Below are 24,361 nucleotides of genomic sequence, written 5' to 3'. Positions count from 1 at the left end.
GTTTGGACGTGGCCATCCGCCCGCACGAGCCGCCTCCGGCGCCGCAGACGCGGGGCTGGCGGGCCGACGTGCGCGCGCTGCTGCGGTGGCCGCGCATCCGCAAACGCACCCGCGCGGTGCTCCGCAGCGCCCTCGTCACGTTCGTCGTCCTGACCGTCACGCTCTGGCTGATGCCGGGCGTGAAGAGCACCGACGTCTTCAACACGCTGGGCCTGGTCGTGCTGGTCGCCGTCGTCGGCGCCGTGCTGCGGCCGCTGCTCCTGGTCGGCATCGGCGCGCTCGGCGGCTGGGGCGCGATGCTGCTCGGCGTGACCGCCCAGGTCATCGTCATCGTGGTCGCGCTCGAACTCGACCCGGCCAACCGCATCAGCGGCCTGCCGTCGCTGTTCTTCGCCGCGGTCCTGGCCGTCATCTTCGCCGCGATCCTCGACTGGATGGCCGACAGCGGCAGCGACGACACGTTCGTCCGCGAGGCGAAGCGCCTCATGCGCAGCGTCCGCCGGCGGCAGGCCCGGCAAGCCGGCGGCCCGCTGGTCACCCTGCGCCGGCCCCGCGCGGGCACCGAGCCCGGCCTGATCATGGTGCAGCTCGACGGGGTGTCCGAGCCGGTGCTGCGCTGGTCGATCCGGGCCGGCAACCTGCCCACCCTCGGCTACTGGCTGCGGTCCGGCAGCCACAGCATGCGCAGCTGGCACACCGGGCTGCCGTCGACCACGCCGGCCTCGCAGGCCGGCATCCTGCACGGCGCGAGCCGGCAGATCCCCGGCTTCCGCTGGTTCGAGAAGGAGACCGGCAAGCTGATGGTCTCCAACCGGCCCCGCGACGCGGCGGTGATCGAGCCGCGGCTCAGCGACGGCCGCGGGCTGCTGCGCGACGGCGGAGTCTCGATCGGCAACGCGTTCGGCGGCGATGCCGCCATCAACCTTCTGACGGTCAGCCATGCCGCACTACCCGGTCGGTCGGCGCGCGGCTGGGCCGCGTTCATGGCTTCGCCGTACGGATTCACCCGCGCGATCGTGCTCGGCATCGGCGAGGTCATCACCGAACTGCACCAGGCCCGCCTGCAGCGCCGGCGCAACCTGCAGCCCCGGGTCAGCCGGTCGGGCATGTTCCTGGCCCTGCGGCCGGCCTCGATGCTGCTCCGCGACGTGAACATCTCGCTGGTCGCCGAGCAGATGGCCCGGGGCGCCGCGGCCATCTACTGCGATCTGGTCGACTACGACGAGGTGGCCCATCACGCCGGGCCCGCGCGCCCCGAGTCGATGCGGCAGCTGGAGAGCCTCGACCGGATGCTCGGGGTGCTGGAGAGGCTCGCGCCGGAGGCGGCCCGGCACTACCACCTGGTCGTTCTCTCCGACCACGGGCAGAGCCAGGGCGCGACCTTCCGTCAGCGCTACGGGGAGACGTTGGAGGACGTCGTTTCGCGGCTCACCGGTGTCTCGCCCCGCTACGACGACGCGGTGCCGCCGCTGCTTGTGGTCAACTCCGGCAACCTGTCGCTGCTCTACCTCACCAGCTATCACCACCGGCTCGACCGGGCCGAGGTCGACAGCGTCTACCCGAGACTGATCAGCGGGCTGGCCGCCCATCCCGGGGTCGGCCTGGTCGTGGTGCGCGACGAGGACGGCCCGGTGGCGATCGGGGCGGCCGGGAGCCACCGGCTGCGCGACGGCGTGGTGCAGGGCGTCGACCCGCTTCTGCCGTACGGGCCGCACGCCCGGCACGACGTGCTGCGCCACCAGGAGTCGGCCCACATCGCCGACCTGGTGCTGATCAGCTGCGTCGACCCGGTGACCGACGAGGTGGCCGCGTTCGAGGAACTGGTCGGTTCGCACGGCGGCCTCGGTGGGTGGCAGACCGAGGCGGTGCTGGTCCACCCGGCCCGCTGGCCGGTCACCCAGCCCGAATTCGACGGTGCCGACGCCGTGCACCGGCAGCTGATCGAATGGCTGGCCATGCTCGGGCTGCGCACCGATCCGGCCGACGCTTCCGAGATCCTCGAGGCGGCGGAACCGATCCCTGACCTCGGTCACCCGAGACTTTCCCGCTCGCGCGACGGTTAGTCGGTTTGTGTCATTACTCCTCCGACGTACGGCCCTCGCTGTCCTGATGATCGCCACGCTCCTGATCGCCACCCCGGCGGCGATCGCGGTCGGCGCCCACCCGCTGGTCGCGCCGACCTTCAACGGCGGCGTGTACGCGATCGCCCACCGGGGGCGCACGGTCTATGTCGGGGGTTCGTTCACCAGCGCGACCTGGGGCGGACGCAGCTTCGCCCGGCTGCGGCTGGCCGCCTTCGACGCGCTCACCGGCGAGCTTCTCGACTGGGCGCCGGCGGCCGACGGGACGGTGCGCGCCCTGGCCGCCATTCCCGACAGCGTCTTCGCGGCCGGCGACTTCCATCAGATCGGCGGCAAGAAGCGGGACTCGCTGGCCCGGCTCAGCCCGTTCACCGGCGGGGTCGGCCCGTTCCGGCACACGCTCTCCGGCACCCCCTACGCCCTGACGATCGCCCACGACCGCCTCTATCTGGGCGGCCGGTTCTCCGAAGTGGACGGCAGCAGGCGGCAGAATCTGGCCGCGTTCTCCCTGCTCGACGACCGGTTGGACGGCCGCTGGCACCCGGGCGCGGACGACGCCGTGCACGCGGTCGCGGCCGGTGGCGCCACGGTCTATGTCGGGGGCAGTTTCCACACCGTCGACGAGGTGCGCGGCACCCTGCGTCTGGCCGCCCTGGACGGCGCGACCGGGCGGCCGAACCCACTTTTCGTTCCCCGCCCGCCCGCCGAGGTGCACGCGCTGGCCGTCGACGCGGCCGGGGTCTACGTGGCCACCGGTGGCGTCGGCGGCCGGGCGATCGCCTACACGGCGGCCGGGGTGCCCCGCTGGCAGCGCGTCTTCGACGGCGACGCGGCGGCGATCGCCCTCGACGGCGGTCTGGTCTATGTGGGTGGCCACTTCGACAACGCGTGCCTGACCGAGCGGAACGGCACCCGCGGCGGCTGCACCGACGGCTCGGTGTCGCGGGTCAAGCTGGCCGCGGTGACCTCGACGGGTGCGCTCGCGCCGTGGGCGCCGCAGGCCAACGGCGTGATCGGCGTGCGGGTGCTCAGCGTCAACCGCACCTCGGGCCGCCTGGAGGTGGGCGGTGACTTCACCACCGTCGGCGGCCTGGACCTGCGTCGTTTTGCCAGCTTCTGATTGCCCCTTCAGCACCTTACGGAAAACAAACTTTAGTGATTAGTGTCTATTTCTATGGGCAGAAGGAGAAAACTCGGGTCACTGACCGCGGTCCTGCTCGGGGTCGTCGGCACGATCGCCGTGGTCGCCTCGGCCGGCTCGGCCGGCGCGGCAACGTCGGGCGGCGTGAAGTTCGCCTACTACGACCAGTGGAGCATCTACGGCAACGCGTTCTACCCCAAGAACCTCGACACCTCGGGCATGGCCGGGAAACTCGACTATCTGATCTACGACTTCGAGAACATCGACCCGGCCAACCTGACCTGCTTCGAGGCGACCAAGGCGTCCGACTCGACCAACGAGTCGAACCCCAACGCGGGCGACGGCGCCGGTGACGCGTACGCCGACTACCAGAAGACGTACGACGCCTCGACCAGCGTCGACGGCGTGGCCGACACCTGGAACCAGCCCCTGGTCGGCACGTTCAATCAGCTCAAGAAGCTGAAGGCGAAGCACCCCAACCTCAAGATCGTGGCCTCGATCGGCGGCTGGACCTACTCCAAGTACTTCTCCGACGTGGCCGCCACCAGCGCCAGCCGGCAGAAGTTCGTCTCCTCCTGCATCGACATGTTCATCAAGGGCAACCTGCCGGTGCAGAACGGCTTCGGCGGCGCCGCATCGGCGGCCGGCATCTTCGACGGCTTCGACATCGACTGGGAGTACCCGGGCGTTCTCGGCCACACCGGCAACCACTACAGCCCCAACGACAAGGCCAACTACACGGCGCTCCTGCAGGAGTTCCGCAGCGAGCTGGACGCTCTCGGCGGCGCGAAAAAGTACCTGACCGCCGCCGTGCCGGCCGGCCAGGACAAGATCGCGCAGATCGAGACCAACAAGGTCGGGCAGATCCTCGACTTCGCCAACGTCATGACGTACGACATGCACGGCGCGTTCGAGCCCAGCCAGACCAACAACCAGTCGCCGATCTACCAGAGCCCGTCGGATCCGTCGGCGAACGTGCCGCCGGGCTCCTCGAAGTACTCGATCGACACCGCGATCAAGGCGTGGACCACCGGGCTGCCCGAATACGGCATCGCCGGTGGCTTCCCGGCCAACAAGCTGACGATGGGCATACCGTTCTATTACCGCGGCTGGAGCGGCGTGCCGGCGGGCGCCAACCACGGGCTGTACTCGTCGGCGTCGGGCCCGTCGTCGGCGCGCGGCCTGAGTCAGGTGCCCGGCGTGGCGTACTACAAGGAACTCACCGGGATCGTCGACAACCCGTCCACGACCTACTGGGATTCGGCGTCGCAGAGCGCGTACTTCTACAACGGCTCCGAGTTCTTCACCGGCGAGAACGCCCAGTCGATCAAGGCGAAGATCGACTACGCGCACTGCAAGGGCCTCGGCGGGGCGATGATGTTCTCCCTGCTCGACCTGGATCCGGGCGCAACGTTGTTCAACGCCACGGTCGACGACGTGAACGGCGCGGCCCCGTCGTCCTGCGGCGGCGGAACCACCCCGCCGACCACCGGTCCGACGACCCCGCCGACCACTCCGCCCACGACCCCGCCCACGACGCCGCCGACCACGCCGCCGACCGGTGGCGCGTGCAGCGCTCCGGCCTGGAGCGCCGGGGCCGTCTACGTCGGCGGCAACCAGGTCTCCTACAACGGCCACACCTGGCAGGCCAAGTGGTGGACTCAGGGCGAAACCCCCGGATCGGCCGACGTCTGGGCCGACCAGGGTGCCTGCGGCGGCGGCACCACGACACCGCCGGCCGGCGGCTGCCCGGCGGCGTGGAACGCTTCGACCGCGTACGGCGGTGGCAGCACCGTCTCCTACAACGGCCACAAGTACACGGCCAAGTGGTGGACGCAGAACGAGACGCCCGGTAACCACGACGTGTGGACCGACAACGGCGCCTGCTGACCGCGATTAGTTTCGCCGTCCGGCCCGGTCCGACTCGGTGACACCGTCACCAGGAGGATCGGGCCATGCGAAAAATTATCTACTGGGTGCACACGTCGGTCGACGGCTTCGTCGACGGCCCCAACGGCGAGTTCGACTGGCCGGTCATGGGCCCCGAACTGTCGGCCTACTCCGACGCCCTCGACGAGCGGGTCGACACCCTGCTCTTCGGCCGGCCGGTGTGGCAGATGATGGTCGGCTTCTGGCCCACCGCCGAGACCATGTCCCAGGACCCGCACGTCCTGCGCTTCGCGCCGTTCTGGCGGGCGAGCCGGAAAATCGTGTTCTCGCGTAGCTACCAGGGCGACGAATGGGCGTCCCGCGTGATTCGCGACGACCTGCAGAGCGAGGTGGCCGCCCTCAAGGCGGAGCCCGGAGCCGATCTGCTGCTGACCGGCGGGGCCAACCTGGCCGCCGCGCTGACCGACCTCGGCCTGATCGACGAATACCACGTCGCCGTCCACCCGGTCGCCCTCGGCGGCGGCCGCAAGCTCTTCGCCGGGTCCACGCAGCTCCTCAATCTTCAGACCCAGGACTCCCGCCTGGTCGATGGCCAGGTCGTCGTCACCAGCTATCGGCGGGCCCCTGCGGGCGGCTGATTCGCCGGCCTTCGAATCAGGGAACCCCACAGGAACTTCGCGTTTCCGTCCCGTAACCTGCCGCGGGTGGCTTCCTGGTTCCGTCGGCGCGATCACAACATCCTCACCAACTCAGCAGCCTTGCTGGTTTGCGGGCTACTAGCCGGATTGGTGGTGGCGGCCGCGGCCTTCCCGGCCGCGGCGTTGTCCGGCCTGACGGCCAAGGCCGGCGGGAGTGCGTACGCCGCGCTGCCGACCAAGCTGACCGATTTCCATGAGCCGCAGATCAGCCGCATCTACGCGTCCGACGGCAAGACGCAGATCGCCGTGATGTACGACGAGTACCGCAGTGAGGTGCCGTTGGCGCAGATCTCCGTCAACATGCAGAACGCCATCGTCGCCGCCGAGGACCGCGATTTTTATCACCACAACGGCGTCGACCTCAAGGGCACCGTCCGAGCCTTCGTCAGCGACTCGAGCGGTGGCAGCAAGCAGGGTGCCTCCACCCTCACGATGCAGTTCGTGCGCATGGAGTTGGAGTACTCGTCGACCGACCCCAAGGACGTCGTCGCCGCGGCGCAGGACACCCCGACCCGCAAGATCACTGAGATGAAGGACGCCCTCCAGCTCGAGAAGAAGATGACCAAGAAGCAGATCCTGGAGGGCTATCTCAACATCGCGCCCTTCGGCAACGGCGCCTACGGCATCTACGCGGCCAGCCGGATCTACTTCAACAAGAACCCGAAGGACCTGGACGTCGCGCAGGCGGCGCTGCTCGCCGGGATGGTCAAGGCGCCCAGCGGCTTCGACCCGACCACCAAGACCGGCTACCCGCAGGCGGTCACGCGACGGCAGTACGTTCTCGACGGCATGGTGACCACCGGCGCGATCACCCCGGCGCAGGAGCAGGCCGCGCTGAAGGAGAAGATTCCGCAGCAGGTGCGGAAGGTCGGCAACGGCTGCGTCTCGGTGAACAACAAGCAGTGGGGCTTCTTCTGCGACTACTTCACCCGGTGGTGGCTGCAGCAGCAGGCGTTCGGAGTGTCGGCCTACGACCGCCAGGAACTGTTGAACACCGCTGGTTACCGCATCGTCACGAGCCTGGACCTCAAGGCCACCACGGCCGCGTACAAGCGGATCGGCCAGCAGATCAGTAAGAACGACAAGGATGCCCTCATGCTGGCCGCGGTGCAGCCGGGCACCGGCCAGGTGATGGCCCTTGCGGCGAACCGCACCTACAGCCTCGACCAGTCGAAGAACCACATCTCGTCGGATCCGCAGAAGGCCCGCCATCACCTCAAAGGCACGTACCCGAACACCACCAACCCGATCATCAGCGGCGGCGGCGACGTCGACGGCTACCAGGCCGGCTCGACCTTCAAGATGTTCACCATGGTCACCGCGCTCAAGCAGGGCATCCCGCTGACCAAGACGATCAACGCGGGTGTCGTGGCGAAGACGCACTACATCGTCGAGCCGGGCAGCCCGGCCGCCTGCCCGGGCACGCACTTCTACTGTCCGAGCAACGCGGGCGAGAGCGAGGCCGGCACCTACAACATGTGGTCGGCGTTCGGGCACTCGGTGAACACGTACTTCGTGCCGCTCGAGGAGCAGGTCGGTGCGCAGAACGTCGTGCAGACCGCCGAGGACTTCGGCATCCAGTTCCGCGCCTCCAACGACGCGGCGCTGGCCAAACCGGGCAACGCCGAGCAGTGGGGCGCGTTCACCCTGGGCGTCTCCGAGTCCACCCCGCTCGACCTGGCCAACGCGTACGCCACCCTGGCCGCCGACGGAAAATACTGCTCACCGACGCCGATCAAGCAGATCTACGACCTGAAGGGCGCGAAGATCGACGTCGGCCGGCCGAGCTGCCAGCAGGTGGTTTCGACCGAGGTGGCCCGCCAGGCCGTCGACGCGGCGCGCTGCCCGGTCGGCGACTCGGCCCAGACCGGCAGTTGCGGCGGTGGCGGCACCGCACCCCAGTCGCACGGCGTCGTGGGTCATCCGGTCTTCGGCAAGACCGGCACCACCGACAGCGAGAAGACCGCCGCCCTGATCCTCGGCACCACCTCGATCGTGGTGGCCGGCTACCTCGCCGACCCCGACTGGCCCGGCACCACCCAGCACATGAACCACGCGGTGGTCAACCCGGCGGTCTGGAGCACGGTCGGCGACTACATGAAGGACAAGCCGAGCGTGCAGTTCCCCCGGCCCTGACCGCACCCGTGGCGTGACAGACTGCGGGGCGTGCGATGGCTCGTCCCAGTCGGGCGGCACCGCTGGCCGGTGACGACCTTTGGCCTGCTCGCCACGGCGGTGGGCGCCGTGTTGATGCTCGGCGGGTGGGCCACGGCGACCGCGACCGGTGTGCTGGTTGCGGCCGGGGCGGTGCTGCTGCTTCTGACCCTGGTGCCGGCCGCGGGAGTGGCGGCCCTGGTCGCCGTCGTCGTCGCGCTCGTGCGGCCCGGGGGTGCCGCGGTGATCGCGGGGCTGGCCGTGCTGTTCGGCGGAGTGCTCGTGCTCCGGCGGAACTGGCTGCGGGCGACCACCGCGGCGGCCGGTGTGCTGATCCTCGCCGGGGCCCTGGTCATGCAGGCGAGCCACCCCCGGCCGGACGCCTTCTACACCGCTCCCGCCCACCCGCCGGGCGGACACGGCGTGCTCGTGCGCAGCGAACCGTTCACCCGCAACGTTCCCGGCGGCGCCCAGGCCTGGCGGATTCTCTACACGACCACCCGCGGCGACGGCGCGGAGATCGTCGCCAGTGCGATCGTCGTCGCCGCGGCCCAGGCTCCGGCGACGCCCCGCCCGGTCGTCGTCTGGGCGCACGGGGCCACCGGCATCGCGCCCGACTGCGCACCCTCGCTCCAGCCCGATCCGGTCGGCGGAGGCGCGGTTCCGGACGAGGCCGCGGCGCTCGCCGCCGGCTGGATCGTGATCGCCCCGGACTATCCGGGGCTGGGCACGAGCGGCCCGCACCCCTTTCTGATCGGCCAGGGTGAAGCCCGCTCGCTGCTCGACGCGGCCCTGGCGACCCGCCACCTGGGCGCCCTCGAAGCCTCGCCGCAAACGCTGGTCTGGGGCCACTCACAGGGAGGCAACGCCGCGCTCTGGGCCGGGATCATCGCGCCGGCCTACGCCCCGACGGTCGACCTGGAAGGGGTGGCCGCGCTCGCGCCCGGCACCGAGGTGCCTCAACTGGCCGACCACTGGCGGGGCGAGGCCCTCTCCGCCTACCTGGTCGAGGCGTACAGCGCGGCCTACCCCGACGTGCGGTTCGACGCGTACGTCCACAGGGGATCCCGCGTCGCGGTGCACGAGCAGGCCGCCCGCTGTCTCGCCGACCCGAAGATCGACCTGGCCGTGCTGTCGCTGCTGCGCGGACCGGACATTTGGGCGGCCGACCCGGACAGCGGTGCCTTCGGCCGGCGGCTCCGCGAGAACGTCCCCGACCGGGCGATCAGCGTGCCGGTGCTGATCGGTCAGGGTCAGGCCGACACGACCGTGCCGGTGACCACCCAGAACGACTACGTCCGGCAGGAGTGCGCGACCGGCACGAAGGTCGACTACCGGACCTTCCCCGCGCTGGACCACGTCGGCGTGCTCAGCGGCGACTCCCCGGACCTGATCGGGTGGAGTCGCGACCGCCTGGACGGAAAGCCCCCCGTGTCGACCTGCTAGCGCCGCCGGGCGAACCGGACGTTGCCGTCGTTGATCCGGCTCAGCAGCATGCCCGGCAGGTCGGTCAGGTAGTTGTTGCGGACCCGCCACGGCCGGCGGGCGCCCTGCCGGGGGAGCAGGGCCGCGGCCCGTTGCACATAGCCGGAACTGAGCGCCATCAACGGCTCGTCCGCCTCGGCCGTGCCGGGCGGGACGGTCGGCGTGGTCACGTCGATGTGGTGGCGGTCCATGTAGTTGAGCAGGCGGCAGACGTAGCGCGAGGTGAGGTCGGCCCGCAGCGTCCACGTGGCGTTGATGTAGCCGACGCACCAGGCCAGGTTGGGCACGCCGGAGAACATCATGCCCTTGTAGACCTGCAACCGCCCGGAGTCGACCCGGTCGCCGTCGACGTCCAGCGCGATCTCGCCGAAGGCGACCATGGTCAGGCCGGTCGCGGTCACGATCACGTCGGCGTCGATGTCGGTGCCGTCGGTGAGGCGTACACCGCAAGCGTGGAACCGTTCGACGGTGCCGGTGACAACCGACGCCTTGCCGGCCCGCAGGGCCGCGAAGAAGTCGCCGTCCGGGACCACGCAGGGGCGCTGGTCCCAGGGTCGGTAACGGGGTGTGAAGTGCGGGTCGATCGGCACGTCGTCCGGCAGTTCGCGGGCGACCCGGCGCTGAAGAAGCCGCGCGACGCGGTCGGGCCAGCGGCGGGCAGCCTGGTAGAGCAGGGCGGTGCCGAGGACGTTGCGGCTGCGGACCAGGCGGGCCTTCGGCCCGGTGAGCTCGGCGGCCGGCTCGCTGCCGGGGCCGGGGCCGCCGAGCGAGATGAAGTACGCCGGGGAACGCTGGAGCATCGTCACATGGGCGGCCGACGACGCCATCGACGGCACCAGCGTTGCCGCGGTCGCGCCGCTGCCGATCACGACGACCCGTTGGCCGGCGTAGTCGAGGTCGTCCGGCCAGTGCTGCGGATGCACGATGCGGCCGCGGAAGGCTTCCCGGCCGGCGAAGTCGACCTCGTGGCCGGACGAGTAGCGGTAGTAGCCCGTGCACAGGTAGAGGAAGTTCGACGCGTACGTCTCGCCGGTGTCGGTCTCGACCGTCCAGGTCGCGCCGGGGCTCGACCAGTGCGCGCGCACGACCCGGCGTCCGAACCGGATCTTCCGGTCGAGGCCGTAGCGGGCCGCCGTGTCGCGGATGTAGTCGCGGATCGTCTCGCCGGACGCGATCGCCTGCGGGTTGCGCCACGGACGGAACGGGTAACTGAGCGTGAACATGTCGGAGTCGGAGCGGATCCCCGGGTAACGGAACAGGTCCCAGGTGCCGCCGATCGTCTGCCGCGCCTCGAGGATCAGGAACGTCCGGCCGGGGCACTCGGTCGACAGCCGGTACGCCGCGTCTATGCCGGACAGCCCGGCCCCGATGACCAGCACGTCGACCCGCTCACTCATGCGTTCATTATGGCCGCGGGCCACCGTAGGCTGCCCGTCATGACCGCGCCTCGTACACCCGGCCCGATCGTCGCATCACAGGCCGTGCTCGCCCCGCTGACCGACGCCGCGATCTTCCTGGTCCTGACCGTGCGGCCGGGCGGCGAGGACACTGTGCGTGACCTGTTGGAGGACGTGAGCAGCCTGCAACGGTCGGTCGGGTTCCGGTTGCCGGCCGGCCAGCTGTCCTGCGTGACCGGGATCGGCGCCGAGCTGTGGGACCGGCTGTTCCCCCACGTCGACCGTCCGGCCGGGCTGCACAATTTCCGCACGTGGAAGGGCACCCGCCACACCGCGCCGTCGACCCCCGGCGACCTGCTGTTCCACCTGCGGGCCGGGCAGATGGACCTGTGCTTCGAGCTGGCCGCCAAGATCGTCGAGCGGCTGCGCGAGGTGGCCGACGTCGAGGACGAGACCCACGGCTTCAAGTACTTCGACGAGCGCGACCTGCTCGGCTTCGTCGACGGCACGGAGAACCCGACCGGCCACGAGGCGGCCCGGGCGGTGCTGATCGGCGACGAGGACCCGTCGTACGCCGGCGGCAGCTACGTGCTGATCCAGAAGTACGTGCACGACCTGACGGCCTGGAACGCGCTCAAGGTCGAGGACCAGGAGTCGGCGATCGGACGGAGCAAACTCGACAACATCGAGATCCGCGACAAGGCCTCGAACTCGCACGTCGCGCTCAACACGATCGACGACCCGGACGGCAACGAGCTCAAGATCCTGCGCGACAACATGCCGTTCGGGTCGATCAAGGACGGCGAGTTCGGCACCTACTACATCGCGTACGCCGCGACCCCGGACGTGCCCGAGCAGATGCTGCGGCGGATGTTCCTCGGCGACCCGTGGGGCAACTACGACCGCATCCTCGACTTCTCGACCGCGCTGACCGGCGGCCTGTTCTTCGTGCCGACCGCCGAGTTCCTGGACGACCTGCCGACCGTTCCTAACTCAGAAGAGTGACCAGGCCGGCCAGGCTGCCCAGGCGCACGTCACCGTCCAGGCCACGCAGCGCCGCGGTGTAGGAACCGGCTGCGCGGGCCGCCTCCAGGCCCGCATCGGCGTCCTCGACGACCAGGCAGTCGCCGGGCTTCACGCCGAGCAACTCGGCCGCGCGCCGGTAGCCGGCCGGATCGGGCTTGCCGACCGGCACGTCATCGGAGGTCACCAGCGTCGGGGCGACGATGCCGGCGGCGCCCAGCCGGGCCTTGGCCAGCCGGTCGTCGGCACTGGTCACGACCGCCCAGGGCAGGCCGCGGCGGTCGAGCAGGGCGAGCAGGTCGTACGCGCCCGGCATCGCGGCCACGTCGGTGAGATCGTCGTACTGCAGCTCGAGCTGGCGGGCGATCGCGGCCGCCGTCTCGGCCTCGTCGAGGTGGGGGAGCAGGGTGCGTACGGTCGGCTCACTCGGACGGCCGTGCGCGATCTCGAAGGCCCGCGCGCCGTCGACGCCGTACTCGGCGGCCCACGCCAGCCAGGCCCGCTCGACCGCCGCGTCCGACGTCACCAGCGTGCCGTCCATGTCGAACAGCACCGCCCGGACGGCGTCCCGCAGGTTGATATCCAGCACCCAAAACCTCCACAGGCCTCGCATAGCGGCCGACGCCAGTCTCCTTCGTAGCGCATCACCAGCGCGCGCTAGCCGAGGAGACCGGAAGACGATGACCATTCATGACCATTCGACCCGTTCGTCCGCCGAGCCTGTGACGCAGTGGACCCCGCCGAACTCGCCTCCGGCGCCGGCCGGGAAGAAGAGAAATCCGAAGCTGGCGATCGCCGGGGCGCTGGTCGCGGTGGCGATCGCCAGCGGCGGCGTGACGGCCGGGATCATGGCCGCGGTCGGCCGGGGCAACGGCAACAGCGTGACCGGTACGCCGAACGGTTCCGGCCAGCAGCGAATCGGCGGGCGAAACCAGGACGTGATGGCCGCCGCCCTGCACGGCACGGCCGTCGTGTCGGACGGGAACGGCGGCTACTCCACCGAACTGACCCAGACCGGGACGGTGTCGGCGGTCAGCACCAGCGCGATCACGGTCAAGAGCGAAGACGGGTACAGCAAGACGTACGCGATCACGAACTCGACGTCGGTGGACAACGGGTCGGATCAGATCGGTTCGGTCGTCGCCGGGCACACCGTGCGGATCGTGGCGGATGCGAAGGCGAGCGCGACCGCGATCACCGACACCGATCTCGCTGGGGGTCAGAACCCGGGCGGCGGGTTCGGTAACGGGCAACCACCCGGTCAGTAGTGGGAGATACCGGGGACGAGGTGCTTTCGGCGCGGGTGGCCGGGGCCGCCTCCAGTGGTTGGGGGAGGCGGACCCGCGTACGAGATCTTCGGGGTTTTTATCGGGCCCGGCGAGCCGGAGTCTGTTTCGCGGCCGTGGGGGTCGCCGGGGTTGCGGCGGTCTTGCGGGCGCGGGTGGGAGTGGAAGCGGCTGACGCGGCCTTGGCCGCGGTGGTGCGGGCGGCCGTGCGGGTGGCGGTGGATCGTGCCGGACGAGCGCGAGCCGGCGTGGCGGGCTGCTCGGCGGCGGGGGTCGGCTGCTTCGCGACGGGCGCCGGCTGCTCGGCGGGGGCGGTGGTCGGCTGCTCGGCGGCGGCGTTGGTCGGCTCGGGTGCTGCGGCCGGAGTCGCCGGCTGATTGGCGCGGCGGTCCTGCTCCTTGGCCTGGCTGACGAGGCCGGCGAGGACGGACTTGCTGTACTTCGACTCGGCCGAATCGGCGCGGTCCTTGGCCTTCGCGGCCTGTGAGACGGCCTTCTTGTGAGCCTTGCGGAGGCGGTCGCGGTCACGGGCCTGGGTCTTCAGCGACCGCTTGAGGCGCTTGGCCTCGGCCTCGGCGTTGCGCAGCGCCTGGCTCTGCTGCACGGTCATGTCGGCGTTGGTCCGCAGCCGGTTCTCCAACTCGGTGACGGTCGCGCTGGCCTTCGCCACCGCGGCGTGGGCGGACGCGGCCTGGTCGCGACGGCGCTCGAGCTGTGTGTCTGACACGGTTTCTCCCTCCGTTCACGGACCGTTCAAAAGGTACCGGAGGAATCTTCACGGTCGGGAGTCGGCGACCTCGGATTGTGCTGCTCCCCGCGCCCGCCGACGACGGATATGTCGGATATGTAGCCAGGCATAAAGCCCGATAGCCACCACGACTACCGCAATCGCCCACCATTTGTATCGGTGTGCCTGATCGAAGATTTCGACCAGATGGGTGCCGAGAACGTAGGCGATCGTCGTCCACCAGCCGACCCACAGAAAGGCGCCGAGAGCGTTGTAGAGCAGGAACGCGCGCCATGGCATCGCGGTGATGCCGGCGATCACGCCGTTGAACTGGCGGATGCCGTCGATGAACCGGGCCACCAGCACGATGCGGTTGCCGCGCCGGGCGAAGAATCGCTCGGCGCGTTCCAGTCGCTCTGGGGTCAAAAACACGTATTTGCCGTATTTGTGGGCAACCTTCCGGCCCCCACGCACGCCGATCCAGTAGCCGATGTTGTCGCCCATAACCGCGGCGACGAAGGCGATCGCGGCCACCCCGACGATGTTGAGCCGGCCGGCGCCGGCGTAGATCGCGGCAGCCACCATGATGGTCTGACCAGGCGCGGGGATGCCGAAGCTCTCCACGCCGATCATGCCCGCGACGGCTAGGTAACCCCATCGGTCGAGGATGGGTGTCACGCCGTGCAGGAATCCGGGAAGGTCGGCTGGAGGAGGCATCGGCTAACACGGTAGCCGGAGCGCGGGTTTCGAAACGTGCAGAGTCAGTACTGAGGCTGATCCTTGGTCCGATGGAGGAGCCAGTTCGACCCGTCGGTGTGAATGAGGGCGTACCGGTGTGCGCCCCGGAGGCCGTGCAACGTGAAGACGATCCGCTTGTCGTTGCGGTCCTCTTGCTCCCACCAGCCGGTATCCGCGATCGATTTGTCGGAGTCGGTGTACGCGAGGTGGTCCATCGCATGATCGGGCACCGCGACCGCCAGCCGGTTGCCACGCGGATCGGTCGGCAGCCCGCGCGGCACCGCCCACGACCGCAGCACGCCGTCCTCCTCCAGCCGGAGGTCGAAATGCGGCCGCGGCTTCCGATGGTCGTGCAGGACAAAGGCCGGACGAGCCACGGCGTCTCCTTCTTTCACGGCTTGTAGTAAGGGCCTTGGCGAAACCGGTTCCAGTTTGTTTGGCTGAGTTCATGATGAAACTCGCGCTCGTCGCTCTGGCCGTCGGCACCTTCGCCCTCGGCATGACCGAGTTCGTCATCACCGGGCTGCTGCCCGCGATCGCCTCCGACCTCACGGTCAGCATTCCCACCGCGGGTCTGCTCATATCCGGCTACGCCCTGAGTGTCGTCGTCGGCGGCCCGCTCCTCACCGCACTCGTCGCGCACCGGCCGCGCAAGCCGGTCCTGCTGTTCCTGCTCAGCTTCTTCGTGGCCGGCAACATGCTCTCCGCGCTCGCCCCGACCTACGCCACCATGCTGGCCGGCCGCATCCTCACCGCGCTCTGCCACGGCGCCTTCATCGGCATCGCCACGATCGTCGCCGGCGACCTTGTGCGCCCCGAGCGCCGCAGCAGCGCGATCGGCGCCATGCTCAGCGGCCTGACCTTCGCCAGCGTGGCCGGCGTGCCGCTGGGCACCCTGCTCGGCCAGCAGCTGGGCTGGCGCGCCACGTTCTGGGCGATGGCCGTCCTGGGCGTGCTCGCGGCCGGCGCCACCGTCGCGTTCGTCCCCGCCATGGCCTCCACCGGTGAGGCCCGCGCCCAGCTCGCCGCCTTCCGGAACCCGCAGGTCTGGCTGGCGCTCGCGATGACCGCGCTCGTCTTCGGCGCCGTCTACGCACCCTTCACCTACATCGCGCCGCTGATGACCGACGTCGCCGGCTTCTCCTCCGGCGCCCTCCCGTGGCTGCTCGCCCTCTTCGGACTCGGCCTGGTCCTCGGCAACATCGCCGGCGCCCGCTCGGCCGACCGCCGTCTCATGGGGACGATCGTCAGCGCGTCGATCGCCATGCTGATCGTGCTGACCGCCTTCGGCTGGACGTCACACTCCCGCCTACCGGCCCTGGTCACCCTGTTTGTCCTCGGTGTCGTTGCCTACGCGACCGTTCCCGGCCTGACGACCCGGGTCATCACCGCCGCCGACGGCGACGCCCAGAACCTTCTGGCGTCGTCCTCGGCCGTCTCGGCGTTCAACCTCGGCAACGCCCTCGGCGCCTACCTGGGCGGCCGCGCCATCACCCACGGCTGGGGCTACGACTCGACCCCTCTGGTGGGCGCCGCGATGGAAGCCGGCGCATTGGCGATCGCCGTGACGCTGATTTACGTGACCCGCCGCCAACTGACGATGATTGGCAATTCTTCGATGCGGGTATGACTCGGTGCGGCGGACCCCGTTCCCCCGCCGAATGGAGCACACACCATGTTGATCCTGGGCCTGATCCTGCTGCTGATCGGCATCTTCGCCCACATCTCGATCCTCACCACGATCGGCATTATTATCCTGGTCGTCGGTGCGGTCTTCTGGATTCTCGGCTCGGTCGGCCGCCCCATCGGCGGACGGCGTTATTGGTATTAATCCATTCTTCAGACGCTGACGCCGCGGTGACCAACGAGGGTCACCGCGGCGTTGCGCTTTACCGGCTTTCAGATGTACGGGCTCGTCTCTCCCCAACCACAGCAGCAAAGTCCCCGGCCCGCACTCATCCTGACGCGACCGTGTGAGACACCGCGTTTACCCGAGTGGCGGTCGGTGTCCCGGCCGCCGACTGCTGCCGCTGCCCGCAACCGTTCCGGTGGTCATCTAAGCCGTCGCGCGCTGTCCACAGGCCCCATCCGCCGCCGGTTCGTTGTGACATGCTGAGGCGAGCGACGGCATCGACGTCTTCATCCACCACCTCGACTCCGACGAGGTGGCCCGCGCCGGAGACCTCCAGATGCCCATCCGTGCGGTGATCGATGACCACCTCAAATACATCGTCTGGGACGAGGACGACGACTTCCCCAAGCGCCTGACGCTTCGCCGATATGATCCGGCGGTCGCTGAGGTCGTCATCGACCCGCGCTTCGCCTGGGGAGCGCCGATCGTGGAGCCCGCGAGGGTGCCGGTCGACGCGGTTCTGAGCATGTGGCGAGCGGGTGAACCCGCGGACGTCGTCGCCGACGAATGCGGCTTGAGCCTTGACCAGGTCAACGCGCTCATCCGCGTCGCAGCCTGAGTTCTTCGCCGACCGGTGCCCGGGACGCGGCGCCTCTCGGTTGCTGCACGAGCAAGGCTGGATCGTCCACGACATCACCGACCACTTCGCGAACGACGCCCAGGACGTCAGCGATCCGGACTGGATGAGTTTCGGGCTGAACGCGGGCTGGGCGTTGCTGACCCACGACAAGCGAATCCGCACCCAGGTCGAGGCCCTTCAGCTGCTCGCTGAAGACGACGGGCAGATCTTCTGCCTGAGCAGCGGCGATCTGCGCGTTGCAGCCCGCGCTGACCGCTTCGCGTCCGGGAGAACATCGCCGGCCCCGGCAGCGCCGACGACGAACAGATCCACAAGGCCGTACGCCGGGCATCCGCCGTTGCACCGGGCAGCGATTCACCGGCACATCGCTCGCGGTCGCGCGGGTCTTTCGTCGTTTACGAGCGGGAGGTCATCAAGCGCTGGCCCTTGCTACCGGTGCCAGGTGCGGGCGGACGTGGTCAGGCTCGTCCCGGTGTTGTCGACCGTGACCGTGCGGGTCAGGTAGCGGGAGTGGCCGACGCCGTCGGCCACCCACCAGGTGATCATGTGCTTGCCGTCCGTGCCCGCCGGGATCGACGCCGCGAACTTCGGGGCGTCGTAGTGGTTGAGCAGGGCAATTGTGACGCCGGACGGGTCGGTGGCCTTGATCGTTCCGCTGATCCGGGAGCCGGGCAGTAGCGCGCCGTTGGCCGGCGTGGCCCAGGCGATGGTCGGGCCGGTGTTGTCGCCCGCGACCGGGAAGGTGCGGGTGTGTGCGCTCAGCGGGGCGTTGAGCTGGGTGAGGCCGTGCACGCGTCCGGGCACCTTGCCGGCCGAATAGTAGGTCAGGTCGTGGATGGTCGGGGGCCAGGTTGTCGCTGGTCCACGTCGGGTCGAAGCGCCAAATACGGCGACGCCGGCCCGTTGAGGGGCCGGCGTCGGGGTGCTGCGTTCGGTCAGAGGGTGTCGGCGGCCAGCTGGCCACGCAGCTTGGTGAGGGCCTTGGTGAGCAGGCGCGAGACGTGCATCTGGGAGATGCCGATGTGGTCGGCGATCTGCGACTGGGTCAGGTTGCCGTAGAAGCGCAGCGTGAGGATCTTCTGCTCGCGCTCGTCGAGGGTCGCCAGCGCCGGGCCGAGGGACACCCGGGTTTCGGCCACCTCGTATTCGGAATCCTCGCCGCCGAGGGTGTCGCCCAGCTCGGTGGAGCCGTCGGCCGAGATCGGCGTCGACAGGGAGGTCGCGTTGTAGGCGCGGGCGCCTTCGAGACCTTCCAGCACCTCTTCCTCGGTCACGCCGAGGTGGGTCGCGATGTCGGTCACCGTCGGGGAGCGGCCCAGCGTGTGGGTCAGGGTGCTGTTGGCCTCGGTGATCGCCAGGCGCAGTTCCTGCAGACGGCGGGGCACGCGAACCGACCAGGTGCGGTCGCGGAAGTGCCGCTTGATCTCGCCGATGATCGTGGGGATGGCGTAGCCGGCGAAGTCGACGCCGCGGTCCGGGTCGAACTTGTCGACCGCCTTGATCAGGCCGACGGTGGCGGTCTGGATCAGGTCGTCGGTGGGTTCGCCGCGGCCGGAGTAGCGGTTGGCGAGGTGGCGGGCCAGCGGCAGCCAGGCCTCGATCGCCCGGTCGCGCAGACCGGCGCGGGACGGGTGCCCGGCCGGCATCGCGGCCATCGCGTTGAGCAGCTCGGCCGCGCTGTCGGCCGGAGCCTCGGCGGAAGCCGGCGTGGCAACGGAAGTGGTTGCGGCAGTCGCCGTGGAAACGGTCATGCTCTCGGTCCTCCCCTGGCACCGTCCCGGAGAGCCGGTCCATTTCGGACCCGGTTGGTCGGGTGTCCCTATTTAATGGTCGACGGCGACCAGGACGATCGCCGTCGACCAGGCACTAGGCCGTTCGGATGTGCAAACCTTAACCGAGGGGACGAGAGAAAACTAGCCGAAAGTATGAGTGACTTTCGGTTGTCATCTACTCACTCATCTGTATCTTTGTCCCTCTGCTTCTTGTCCTCCTTCTCTTCCTCGCGGTCCATCGCGAGGTCAAGCGCGAGCACGGCACCGATGATGAGCAGCGGTTCGATGCCGGCGGCGACCTGCACGGCGTAGGTGTCGCGAATGGTCAGCCAGCGCTTGGAGACCGCGGCCACCTCGTCGCCACCCTGCTCGATGACGTACTCGTGGTCGGTGAAGTTGCCCTTCATCTCCAAATCGTCGGACCCGGGGACGTCAATGGTGAACTTGTCGCGGAACGGCGTGAACAGGTGCTTGCGGATCTCGGCCGCCGTCTCGCCGCCGATCTTGATCTCGTACGTCGGCCGGAGCGCGACCAGGTGCCGGTGAACGCTGGCCACCTCCTGGCCGGACGGATCCTCGATCACCACCCGGTTGCGCAGGCTGAACACCTTGCCGTCGACGTGCAGCAGCTTGGTGCCGTGCTCGTCGAGTACGTCGAAGTCGTCGCCGATGTGGAAGAACCGCTCGCGGATCACATACATGCCCTGATTGTGACGGCCGGACGCGAGAGACGCCGGATGGATTAGGCCGGACGGCCAGTGCTTCGACATCCCCGATCCGGGCAAGATGGACGTCATGCCCTCGCTGCCTGCCTCGGTCCCGCATCCGGCGGCCGTCGAGCTGCGCTGCTGGCGTCTCGACAACTTCCGCGAGCTGCGCCGACTGCGGGCCGGCCTGCGCGACGCGATGGCCGGCTGCGCCCATCGCCCGCCCGGCGACCTCGCCGAACGCATGGCCGTGGTGGCCACCGAACTGGCCACCAACGCGCTGCGGCACGGCCTGCCACCGACCGAGGTGCGGCTGCTGCGCGACCACAACCGCCTGATCATCGACGTCGCCGATCATGATCTGGATGCGAAGCCGGTGCTCGACGAGGACCGCCCGCTCGGCGCCGGAGGCCTCGGACTGCAGCTCACCCGCGAGTTCGCGGTCGACGTCGGGTGGTACATCGCCGACAACACCAAACACGTCTGGGCCGGCTTTCCGAGCTGATCGCCCCCACTGCTGGTAAAAAGTCAGCGTGGCGGACTCCTACAGGATCGGTGGGGAACGGACGGCCGACGGTGCGACCACGATCCTGCGCATCTCCGGCGAGCTCGACATCAACGCGCGCGACGACCTGCGCGACGCTCTGTTGCTCGCGCTCGGCGACGGCGACGTCGTGGTCGATCTTCAGGAGGTGTCGTTCCTCGACTCGGAGGCGCTGGGCGCCCTGATCGACGGGTTCAACGCGAGCCGGGTCCAGGGCGCCGGTTTCCGGGTCCGCAACTCCCGTAACGTGGTTGATCGTGTGCTCACGGTGTCGGGTGCGAAGGATCTGTTCGACTCCTAACCTGACGCGGTGCCGATGATCGCCGCGGTGGCGCTGCTCGTCGCCGTGCTGGCCTTCGCCGTGGCACGGCCCCGCGGGCTGCCGGAAGCGGTCGCCGCGGTGCCCGCGGCGGCCCTGACGGTGGTCACCGGCCTGCTGCCGGTCCGGCATGCCTGGTCGGAACTGAAGGCCCTCGGCCCGACGGTCGGGTTCCTCGCGGCGGTCCTGCTTCTCGCGCATCTCGCGGGGGAGCACGGCGTTTTCCGGTACGCGGGTGGGGTGGCCGCCGATCTGAGCCGGCACCGGGCCCGACGCCTGCTCGTGGCCGTCTTCGCCGCGGCCTCGCTGATCACCGCCACCCTCAGCCTGGACGCGACCGTGGTCCTGCTGACCCCCGTGGTCTTCGCCACGGCGGCCCGGATCGGGGCCCGGCCCAAACCGCACGTGTACGCGTCGGCCCACCTCGCCAACTCCGCCTCACTGCTGCTGCCCGTTTCGAACCTCACCAACCTGCTCGCCTTCTCGGCCAGCGGCCTGACGTTCGTCAGCTTCGCGGCGATGATGGCGCTGCCCTGGGCCGCCGTGATCGCCGCCGAGTTCGCCGTCTTCTCGTGGTTCTTCCGCGCCGACCTGAACGCCCGCGCCGAACCCGTCGAAGACGAGGACCGCGTCCCCGCACCCCGTTACGCATTGATCGTCCTGGGGCTGACCCTGGCCGGTTTCGCGGTGGCCGGTCCGCTCGGCGTACACCCGGGGTTTGTCGCCGCGGCCGGCGCCGTCGCACTGGCCGTGCCCCGCCGCACCCCGCTGCCGACCCTGGTCCGCGAGGCCAACCTGCCGTTCTGCGCGTTCGTGTTCGCCCTGGGTCTGGTCGTGCTCGCCGTACGCGAGCACGGCCTGGACCGTCTCGTCGACGCGGTCGTCCCGTCCCATGCCGGGCTGCCGCAGTTGCTCGCGGTGGCCGGCCTGGCCGCCCTCCTGGCCAACGTGCTGAACAACCTGCCCGCGACGCTGGTTCTGGTCCCGGCCGTGGCCGGGTCGCGCGGCCTGCTCCTGGCCGTCCTGCTGGGCGTCAACGTCGGCCCGAACCTGACCTATGTGGGATCGCTGGCCACCCTGCTGTGGCGGCAGATCCTGCACAGCCGGGACGCGGCACCGGACGCCCGCGAATTCCTGAAGCTGGGCCTGCTGACCGTGCCGCTCGCCCTGTGCGCCGGCGTTCTGGCGCTGTGGCTGGTCGTCTAGAAAAGCGCTCTCCCCGCCGCCCCGGATCGTCGCGGGGGACGGACTTCGGGCCCCGGGGAAGGGGCCGGGTGATCCGGGTGGGGGCCGGCGGCGGGGGAGCGCAACGCAGTCAGTCTCGTCGATGTAATCCGTAACAAGCAAGCAATCTGAGTTACGAAACCAAGCGGGCCGCCCGGACCCGTCATACCGTCGGGGTCATGGAATATCGCAGCCTCGGTCGTACCGGAATGCAGGTGAGTCCGCTCTGCCTCGGCGCCATGATGTTCGGCGCCTGGGGCGAGCCCGACCACGACAAGTCCATCCAGATCATCCATCGCGCCCTCGACGCCGGGATCAACTTCATCGACACCGCCGACGTCTATTCGCAGGGCGAGTCGGAGACGATCGTCGGCAAGGCGCTGAAGGGGCGGCGGGACGACGTCATCCTGGCCACCAAGGTGCACGGGCAGATGGGCGTACCGGTCGAGGCGCCGGCCGGCACCCCGGGCGACCCCAACCGCCAGGGCAACTCCCGCCGCTGGATCATCCGGGAGGTCGAGGACAGCCTGCGCCGGCTCGGCACCGACTGGATCGACCTCTACCAGATCCACCGGCCCGACACCGACGCCGACCACGAGGAGACGCTGGGCGCGCTTACCGACCTCCAGCGGCAGGGCAAGATCCGGGCGTTCGGCTCGTCGACCTACCCGGCCGAGGAGATCGTCGAGGCGCAGTGGACGGCCGAGCGGCGCGGGCTGAGCCGGTTCATGACCGAGCAGCCGCCGTACTCGATCCTGGTCCGCGGCATCGAGGCCGACGTGCTGCCGACCGCCGAGCGCTACGGCATGGGTGTGCTCCCGTGGAGTCCGCTGGCCGGCGGCTGGCTTAGCGGGCGCTATCGGGTCGGCGCCGACCTGCCGAAGTCGAAGCGCAGCGAACGGCTGCCGGCCCGCTACGACCTGTCGCAGCCCGGCAACCAGCGCAAGCTCGAGGCGGCCGACGCGCTCGGCAAGCTGGCCGACGAGGCCGGGATGCCGCTGATCCACCTGGCGCTGGCCTTCGTGCTGCAGCACCCGGCGGTCACCTCGCCGATCATCGGCCCGCGGACGATGGCCCACCTGGAGTCACAGATCGGCGCCGCCGACGTAAAGCTGACCACCGACGTCCTCGACCGCATCGACGAGATCGTCCCGCCGGGCGTCAACGTGAACCCGGGCGACCGCGGCTACGTGCCGCCGGCTCTGTCGGAGAAGTTCCGGCGGCGTCGTCGCACCGCATAGCAAGACGGCCCGGGCGAAAGCCCGGGCCGTCCGAGAAGAGCTCACCAGCCGACGGCAACCTGCAGGAATTGCGGGTTCGCGTGGGTGATGAACGAGCTCTGGCCGGCGACGTCGTCGTACGGGAAGCCGTAGGCCAGCCCGCCGAGGGCGTTGTCGTGCCAGAACTTGGCGTAGTAGTTGGCCGGTGCGGCCCGGTAGTAGTTGCTCACCGTCTGCTGCTGGGAGGCGGGCAGGTCGGCGGTGTGCCGGTTGAGCGCCGCGCACTGGGCCGCGTTGGCGGCTTCTGGCCCGCTGCACCCGAAGATCTGCTGGGTGGTGGCGCTGATGCCGTTGGCGGCCGCGTACGAGGACATGTAGTTCTGGTTGGGGCCGCCCGGCAGGAAGTTGGAGTCGCTGCCCGGCGACAGGATGCGGTACGGCGCGGTCGCGGTGGCCTCGTGCTGGAACTCGGCCGGCACCGCGGCGGCGAAGCGGGAGAACGTGGCCGTACGGTCCTCGGTGAAGGTGTTGTAGTTCTCGCCGACCTGCTGGTCGGTGCCGTCCTTCGAGTGCAGCCGCATGGCGATCTTCAGGCCGAACGCGTCGACCCGGGTGGTGTTGCCGTTGAAGACGCCGGCGCCGACCGTGAACTCGATGAAGTCGAAGTACTGGCTGTTCGGCGAGCCGAGGTAGAAGTACATCCGGCCGGCCGAGTTGGCGGGCATGTCGAGGAACTGCTGCTCGGCAATCGAGTGGGTCTGGCCGTTGAAGCTCCAGTAGACCTGGCTGTCGGGGTATTTGCCGTTGGTCCGGTTGAGGACCTGCACCTCGACGACGTTCTTGGCCGCCGGGATGCTGCCGGTGTCACCCCAGAAGGAGGCCGGCATGGTGTTGCCGGAGCCGCCGGTGGGCGGGGTGGTCGGCGGCGTCGTGGTGCCGCCGCTGACCGAGCCGAAGACCTGGAATTCGAAGAGCGAGTAGCCGTACGGGAGGGCCCGCACCGTGCCGTTCATCCGCACGTAGCGGCCGGTGCCGTTGACCGTCAGGTTCTGCACGCCGCCCGGGCCGGTCGTGGTGCTGTAGATCGTGGTCCAGGTGCTGCCGTTGGCCGAGGTCTGGATCTGGAAGGACTTCGCGTACGCCGCTTCCCAGTTCAGGGTGACCGAGGTGATCGTGGCGGTGGAGCCGAGGTCGACCTGGAGCCACTGCGGGTCGCTGAACGCACTCGACCACCGGGTGCCGGTGTTGCCGTCGACCGCGGCACTGGCCGGGAACGAAGCGTTCTCGGAGCTCGACGCGGTCGCGGGCTTGCCTTGGGAGATGAGGGTTGAGGCGGCGTGGGCCTGCACCGAGGTGAGAGCCGCATAGGCGGCGACGAGGACGACGATGACGGCGCCGAGCACTGCGGTGAGCAGCCGGGGGCGACGCCTGGGGATGGCGTGTTCCATGGACTCTCCAGGGGA

25 protein-coding genes are annotated in these 24,361 nt (G+C 69.7%); 16 read left to right on the top strand and 9 right to left on the bottom strand.

Annotated features, from left to right (window positions below; all coding sequences use genetic code 11):
- Positions 1-8: 8 nt before the first annotated feature.
- The 6 genes from ACIA5C_RS46940 (at position 9) to ACIA5C_RS46915 (ending at position 9,410) form a co-directional block, all read left to right on the top strand.
- Positions 9-2,063 (top strand): alkaline phosphatase family protein, encoded by a 2,055-nt coding sequence (locus tag ACIA5C_RS46940; RefSeq protein ID WP_396067572.1) that lies wholly within the window; start codon positions 9-11, stop codon positions 2,061-2,063.
- A 46-nt stretch (positions 2,064-2,109) separates the two neighbouring features.
- Positions 2,110-3,201, top strand: coding sequence for a hypothetical protein (locus tag ACIA5C_RS46935; RefSeq protein WP_396067570.1), 1,092 nt, complete (start codon positions 2,110-2,112; stop codon positions 3,199-3,201).
- Positions 3,202-3,255: 54 nt separating this feature from the next.
- Entirely contained in the window at positions 3,256-5,112 is a 1,857-nt protein-coding gene (locus ACIA5C_RS46930; RefSeq protein ID WP_396067568.1) for a glycosyl hydrolase family 18 protein, read from the top strand.
- A 65-nt stretch (positions 5,113-5,177) separates the two neighbouring features.
- Positions 5,178-5,750 (top strand): dihydrofolate reductase family protein, encoded by a 573-nt coding sequence (locus ACIA5C_RS46925; protein WP_396067566.1) that lies wholly within the window; start codon positions 5,178-5,180, stop codon positions 5,748-5,750.
- A 66-nt stretch (positions 5,751-5,816) separates the two neighbouring features.
- Positions 5,817-7,946, top strand: a complete 2,130-nt coding sequence (locus ACIA5C_RS46920) for a transglycosylase domain-containing protein (RefSeq protein WP_396067564.1) — start codon at positions 5,817-5,819, stop codon at positions 7,944-7,946.
- Positions 7,947-8,015: 69 nt separating this feature from the next.
- Positions 8,016-9,410 (top strand): lipase family protein, encoded by a 1,395-nt coding sequence (locus tag ACIA5C_RS46915; protein WP_396067562.1) that lies wholly within the window; start codon positions 8,016-8,018, stop codon positions 9,408-9,410.
- On the opposite strand, the gene ACIA5C_RS46910 is transcribed toward ACIA5C_RS46915, so the two are convergent.
- Positions 9,407-10,846 carry a flavin-containing monooxygenase gene (locus tag ACIA5C_RS46910; protein ID WP_396067560.1) on the bottom strand — a complete coding sequence of 480 codons (1,440 nt, stop codon included), beginning with the start codon at positions 10,844-10,846 and terminating at the stop codon, positions 9,407-9,409. The genes ACIA5C_RS46915 and ACIA5C_RS46910 overlap by 4 nt on opposite strands.
- A 39-nt stretch (positions 10,847-10,885) precedes the next feature.
- Between ACIA5C_RS46910 and ACIA5C_RS46905 the strand changes: the two genes are divergently transcribed.
- Entirely contained in the window at positions 10,886-11,851 is a 966-nt protein-coding gene (locus ACIA5C_RS46905) for a Dyp-type peroxidase (RefSeq protein WP_396067558.1), read from the top strand.
- Here ACIA5C_RS46905 and ACIA5C_RS46900 read toward each other — a convergent pair.
- Entirely contained in the window at positions 11,835-12,458 is a 624-nt protein-coding gene (locus tag ACIA5C_RS46900) for an HAD-IA family hydrolase (RefSeq protein ID WP_396067556.1), read from the bottom strand. The two genes, ACIA5C_RS46905 and ACIA5C_RS46900, sit on opposite strands and share 17 nt — an antisense overlap.
- A 91-nt stretch (positions 12,459-12,549) precedes the next feature.
- Here ACIA5C_RS46900 and ACIA5C_RS46895 point away from each other — a divergent pair, with 91 nt between their 5' ends.
- A complete protein-coding gene (locus ACIA5C_RS46895; RefSeq protein ID WP_396067554.1) occupies positions 12,550-13,137 on the top strand; it encodes a hypothetical protein in 588 nt (195 codons plus the stop codon).
- A 97-nt stretch (positions 13,138-13,234) separates the two neighbouring features.
- On the opposite strand, the gene ACIA5C_RS46890 is transcribed toward ACIA5C_RS46895, so the two are convergent.
- Genes ACIA5C_RS46890 through ACIA5C_RS46880 form a run of 3 tightly spaced genes read right to left on the bottom strand, consistent with a single transcriptional unit; the run spans position 13,235 to position 14,997 of the window.
- Positions 13,235-13,882 carry a hypothetical protein gene (locus ACIA5C_RS46890; RefSeq protein ID WP_396067552.1) on the bottom strand — a complete coding sequence of 216 codons (648 nt, stop codon included), beginning with the start codon at positions 13,880-13,882 and terminating at the stop codon, positions 13,235-13,237.
- A 48-nt stretch (positions 13,883-13,930) separates the two neighbouring features.
- Positions 13,931-14,599 (bottom strand): DedA family protein, encoded by a 669-nt coding sequence (locus ACIA5C_RS46885; protein ID WP_396067550.1) that lies wholly within the window; start codon positions 14,597-14,599, stop codon positions 13,931-13,933.
- A gap of 44 nt (positions 14,600-14,643) precedes the next feature.
- Entirely contained in the window at positions 14,644-14,997 is a 354-nt protein-coding gene (locus ACIA5C_RS46880) for a DNA polymerase ligase N-terminal domain-containing protein (protein WP_396067548.1), read from the bottom strand.
- Positions 14,998-15,068: 71 nt separating this feature from the next.
- Between ACIA5C_RS46880 and ACIA5C_RS46875 the strand changes: the two genes are divergently transcribed.
- The 4 genes from ACIA5C_RS46875 (at position 15,069) to ACIA5C_RS46860 (ending at position 17,617) form a co-directional block, all read left to right on the top strand.
- Positions 15,069-16,250 (top strand): MFS transporter, encoded by a 1,182-nt coding sequence (locus tag ACIA5C_RS46875; protein ID WP_396067546.1) that lies wholly within the window; start codon positions 15,069-15,071, stop codon positions 16,248-16,250.
- 45 nt (positions 16,251-16,295) lie between these two features.
- Entirely contained in the window at positions 16,296-16,451 is a 156-nt protein-coding gene (locus ACIA5C_RS46870) for a DUF6131 family protein (protein WP_364110499.1), read from the top strand.
- Between the two features lie 358 nt (positions 16,452-16,809).
- Positions 16,810-17,091, top strand: coding sequence for a DUF433 domain-containing protein (locus ACIA5C_RS46865; protein WP_396067543.1), 282 nt, complete (start codon positions 16,810-16,812; stop codon positions 17,089-17,091).
- Entirely contained in the window at positions 17,054-17,617 is a 564-nt protein-coding gene (locus tag ACIA5C_RS46860; protein ID WP_396067541.1) for a hypothetical protein, read from the top strand. The genes ACIA5C_RS46865 and ACIA5C_RS46860 overlap by 38 nt, the downstream gene beginning before the upstream one ends.
- Here ACIA5C_RS46860 and ACIA5C_RS46855 read toward each other — a convergent pair.
- From ACIA5C_RS46855 to ACIA5C_RS46845, 3 genes are all read right to left on the bottom strand, one after another.
- Positions 17,542-17,904 carry a hypothetical protein gene (locus ACIA5C_RS46855; protein WP_396067539.1) on the bottom strand — a complete coding sequence of 121 codons (363 nt, stop codon included), beginning with the start codon at positions 17,902-17,904 and terminating at the stop codon, positions 17,542-17,544. The genes ACIA5C_RS46860 and ACIA5C_RS46855 overlap by 76 nt on opposite strands.
- Before the next feature lie 143 nt (positions 17,905-18,047).
- Complete coding sequence (locus tag ACIA5C_RS46850) at positions 18,048-18,863, bottom strand: RNA polymerase sigma factor SigF (protein ID WP_396067537.1); 816 nt, start codon at positions 18,861-18,863, stop codon at positions 18,048-18,050.
- A gap of 200 nt (positions 18,864-19,063) precedes the next feature.
- Complete coding sequence (locus ACIA5C_RS46845; protein ID WP_396067535.1) at positions 19,064-19,585, bottom strand: LURP-one-related/scramblase family protein; 522 nt, start codon at positions 19,583-19,585, stop codon at positions 19,064-19,066.
- A 94-nt stretch (positions 19,586-19,679) separates the two neighbouring features.
- Here ACIA5C_RS46845 and ACIA5C_RS46840 point away from each other — a divergent pair, with 94 nt between their 5' ends.
- The 4 genes from ACIA5C_RS46840 (at position 19,680) to ACIA5C_RS46825 (ending at position 22,919) form a co-directional block, all read left to right on the top strand.
- Entirely contained in the window at positions 19,680-20,096 is a 417-nt protein-coding gene (locus ACIA5C_RS46840) for an ATP-binding protein (RefSeq protein ID WP_396067533.1), read from the top strand.
- A 28-nt stretch (positions 20,097-20,124) separates the two neighbouring features.
- Positions 20,125-20,436, top strand: a complete 312-nt coding sequence (locus ACIA5C_RS46835) for an STAS domain-containing protein (RefSeq protein WP_396067531.1) — start codon at positions 20,125-20,127, stop codon at positions 20,434-20,436.
- Positions 20,437-20,445: 9 nt separating this feature from the next.
- Positions 20,446-21,660 carry an SLC13 family permease gene (locus ACIA5C_RS46830; protein WP_396067529.1) on the top strand — a complete coding sequence of 405 codons (1,215 nt, stop codon included), beginning with the start codon at positions 20,446-20,448 and terminating at the stop codon, positions 21,658-21,660.
- Between the two features lie 197 nt (positions 21,661-21,857).
- Positions 21,858-22,919 (top strand): aldo/keto reductase, encoded by a 1,062-nt coding sequence (locus ACIA5C_RS46825; RefSeq protein WP_396067527.1) that lies wholly within the window; start codon positions 21,858-21,860, stop codon positions 22,917-22,919.
- Positions 22,920-22,960: 41 nt separating this feature from the next.
- Here ACIA5C_RS46825 and ACIA5C_RS46820 read toward each other — a convergent pair whose 3' ends face one another.
- Positions 22,961-24,346, bottom strand: coding sequence for a beta-1,3-glucanase family protein (locus tag ACIA5C_RS46820; protein WP_396067525.1), 1,386 nt, complete (start codon positions 24,344-24,346; stop codon positions 22,961-22,963).
- Between the last annotated feature and the right edge of the window lie 15 nt (positions 24,347-24,361).

The sequence above is a fragment of the Actinoplanes sp. NPDC051343 genome, assembly GCF_044455125.1.
In the GTDB taxonomy this organism is placed as follows: Bacteria; Actinomycetota; Actinomycetes; order Mycobacteriales; family Micromonosporaceae; genus Actinoplanes.
The sequence above is the reverse complement of the archived record's forward strand: the minus strand, read 5'-3'. Positions and strand labels throughout refer to the sequence as shown.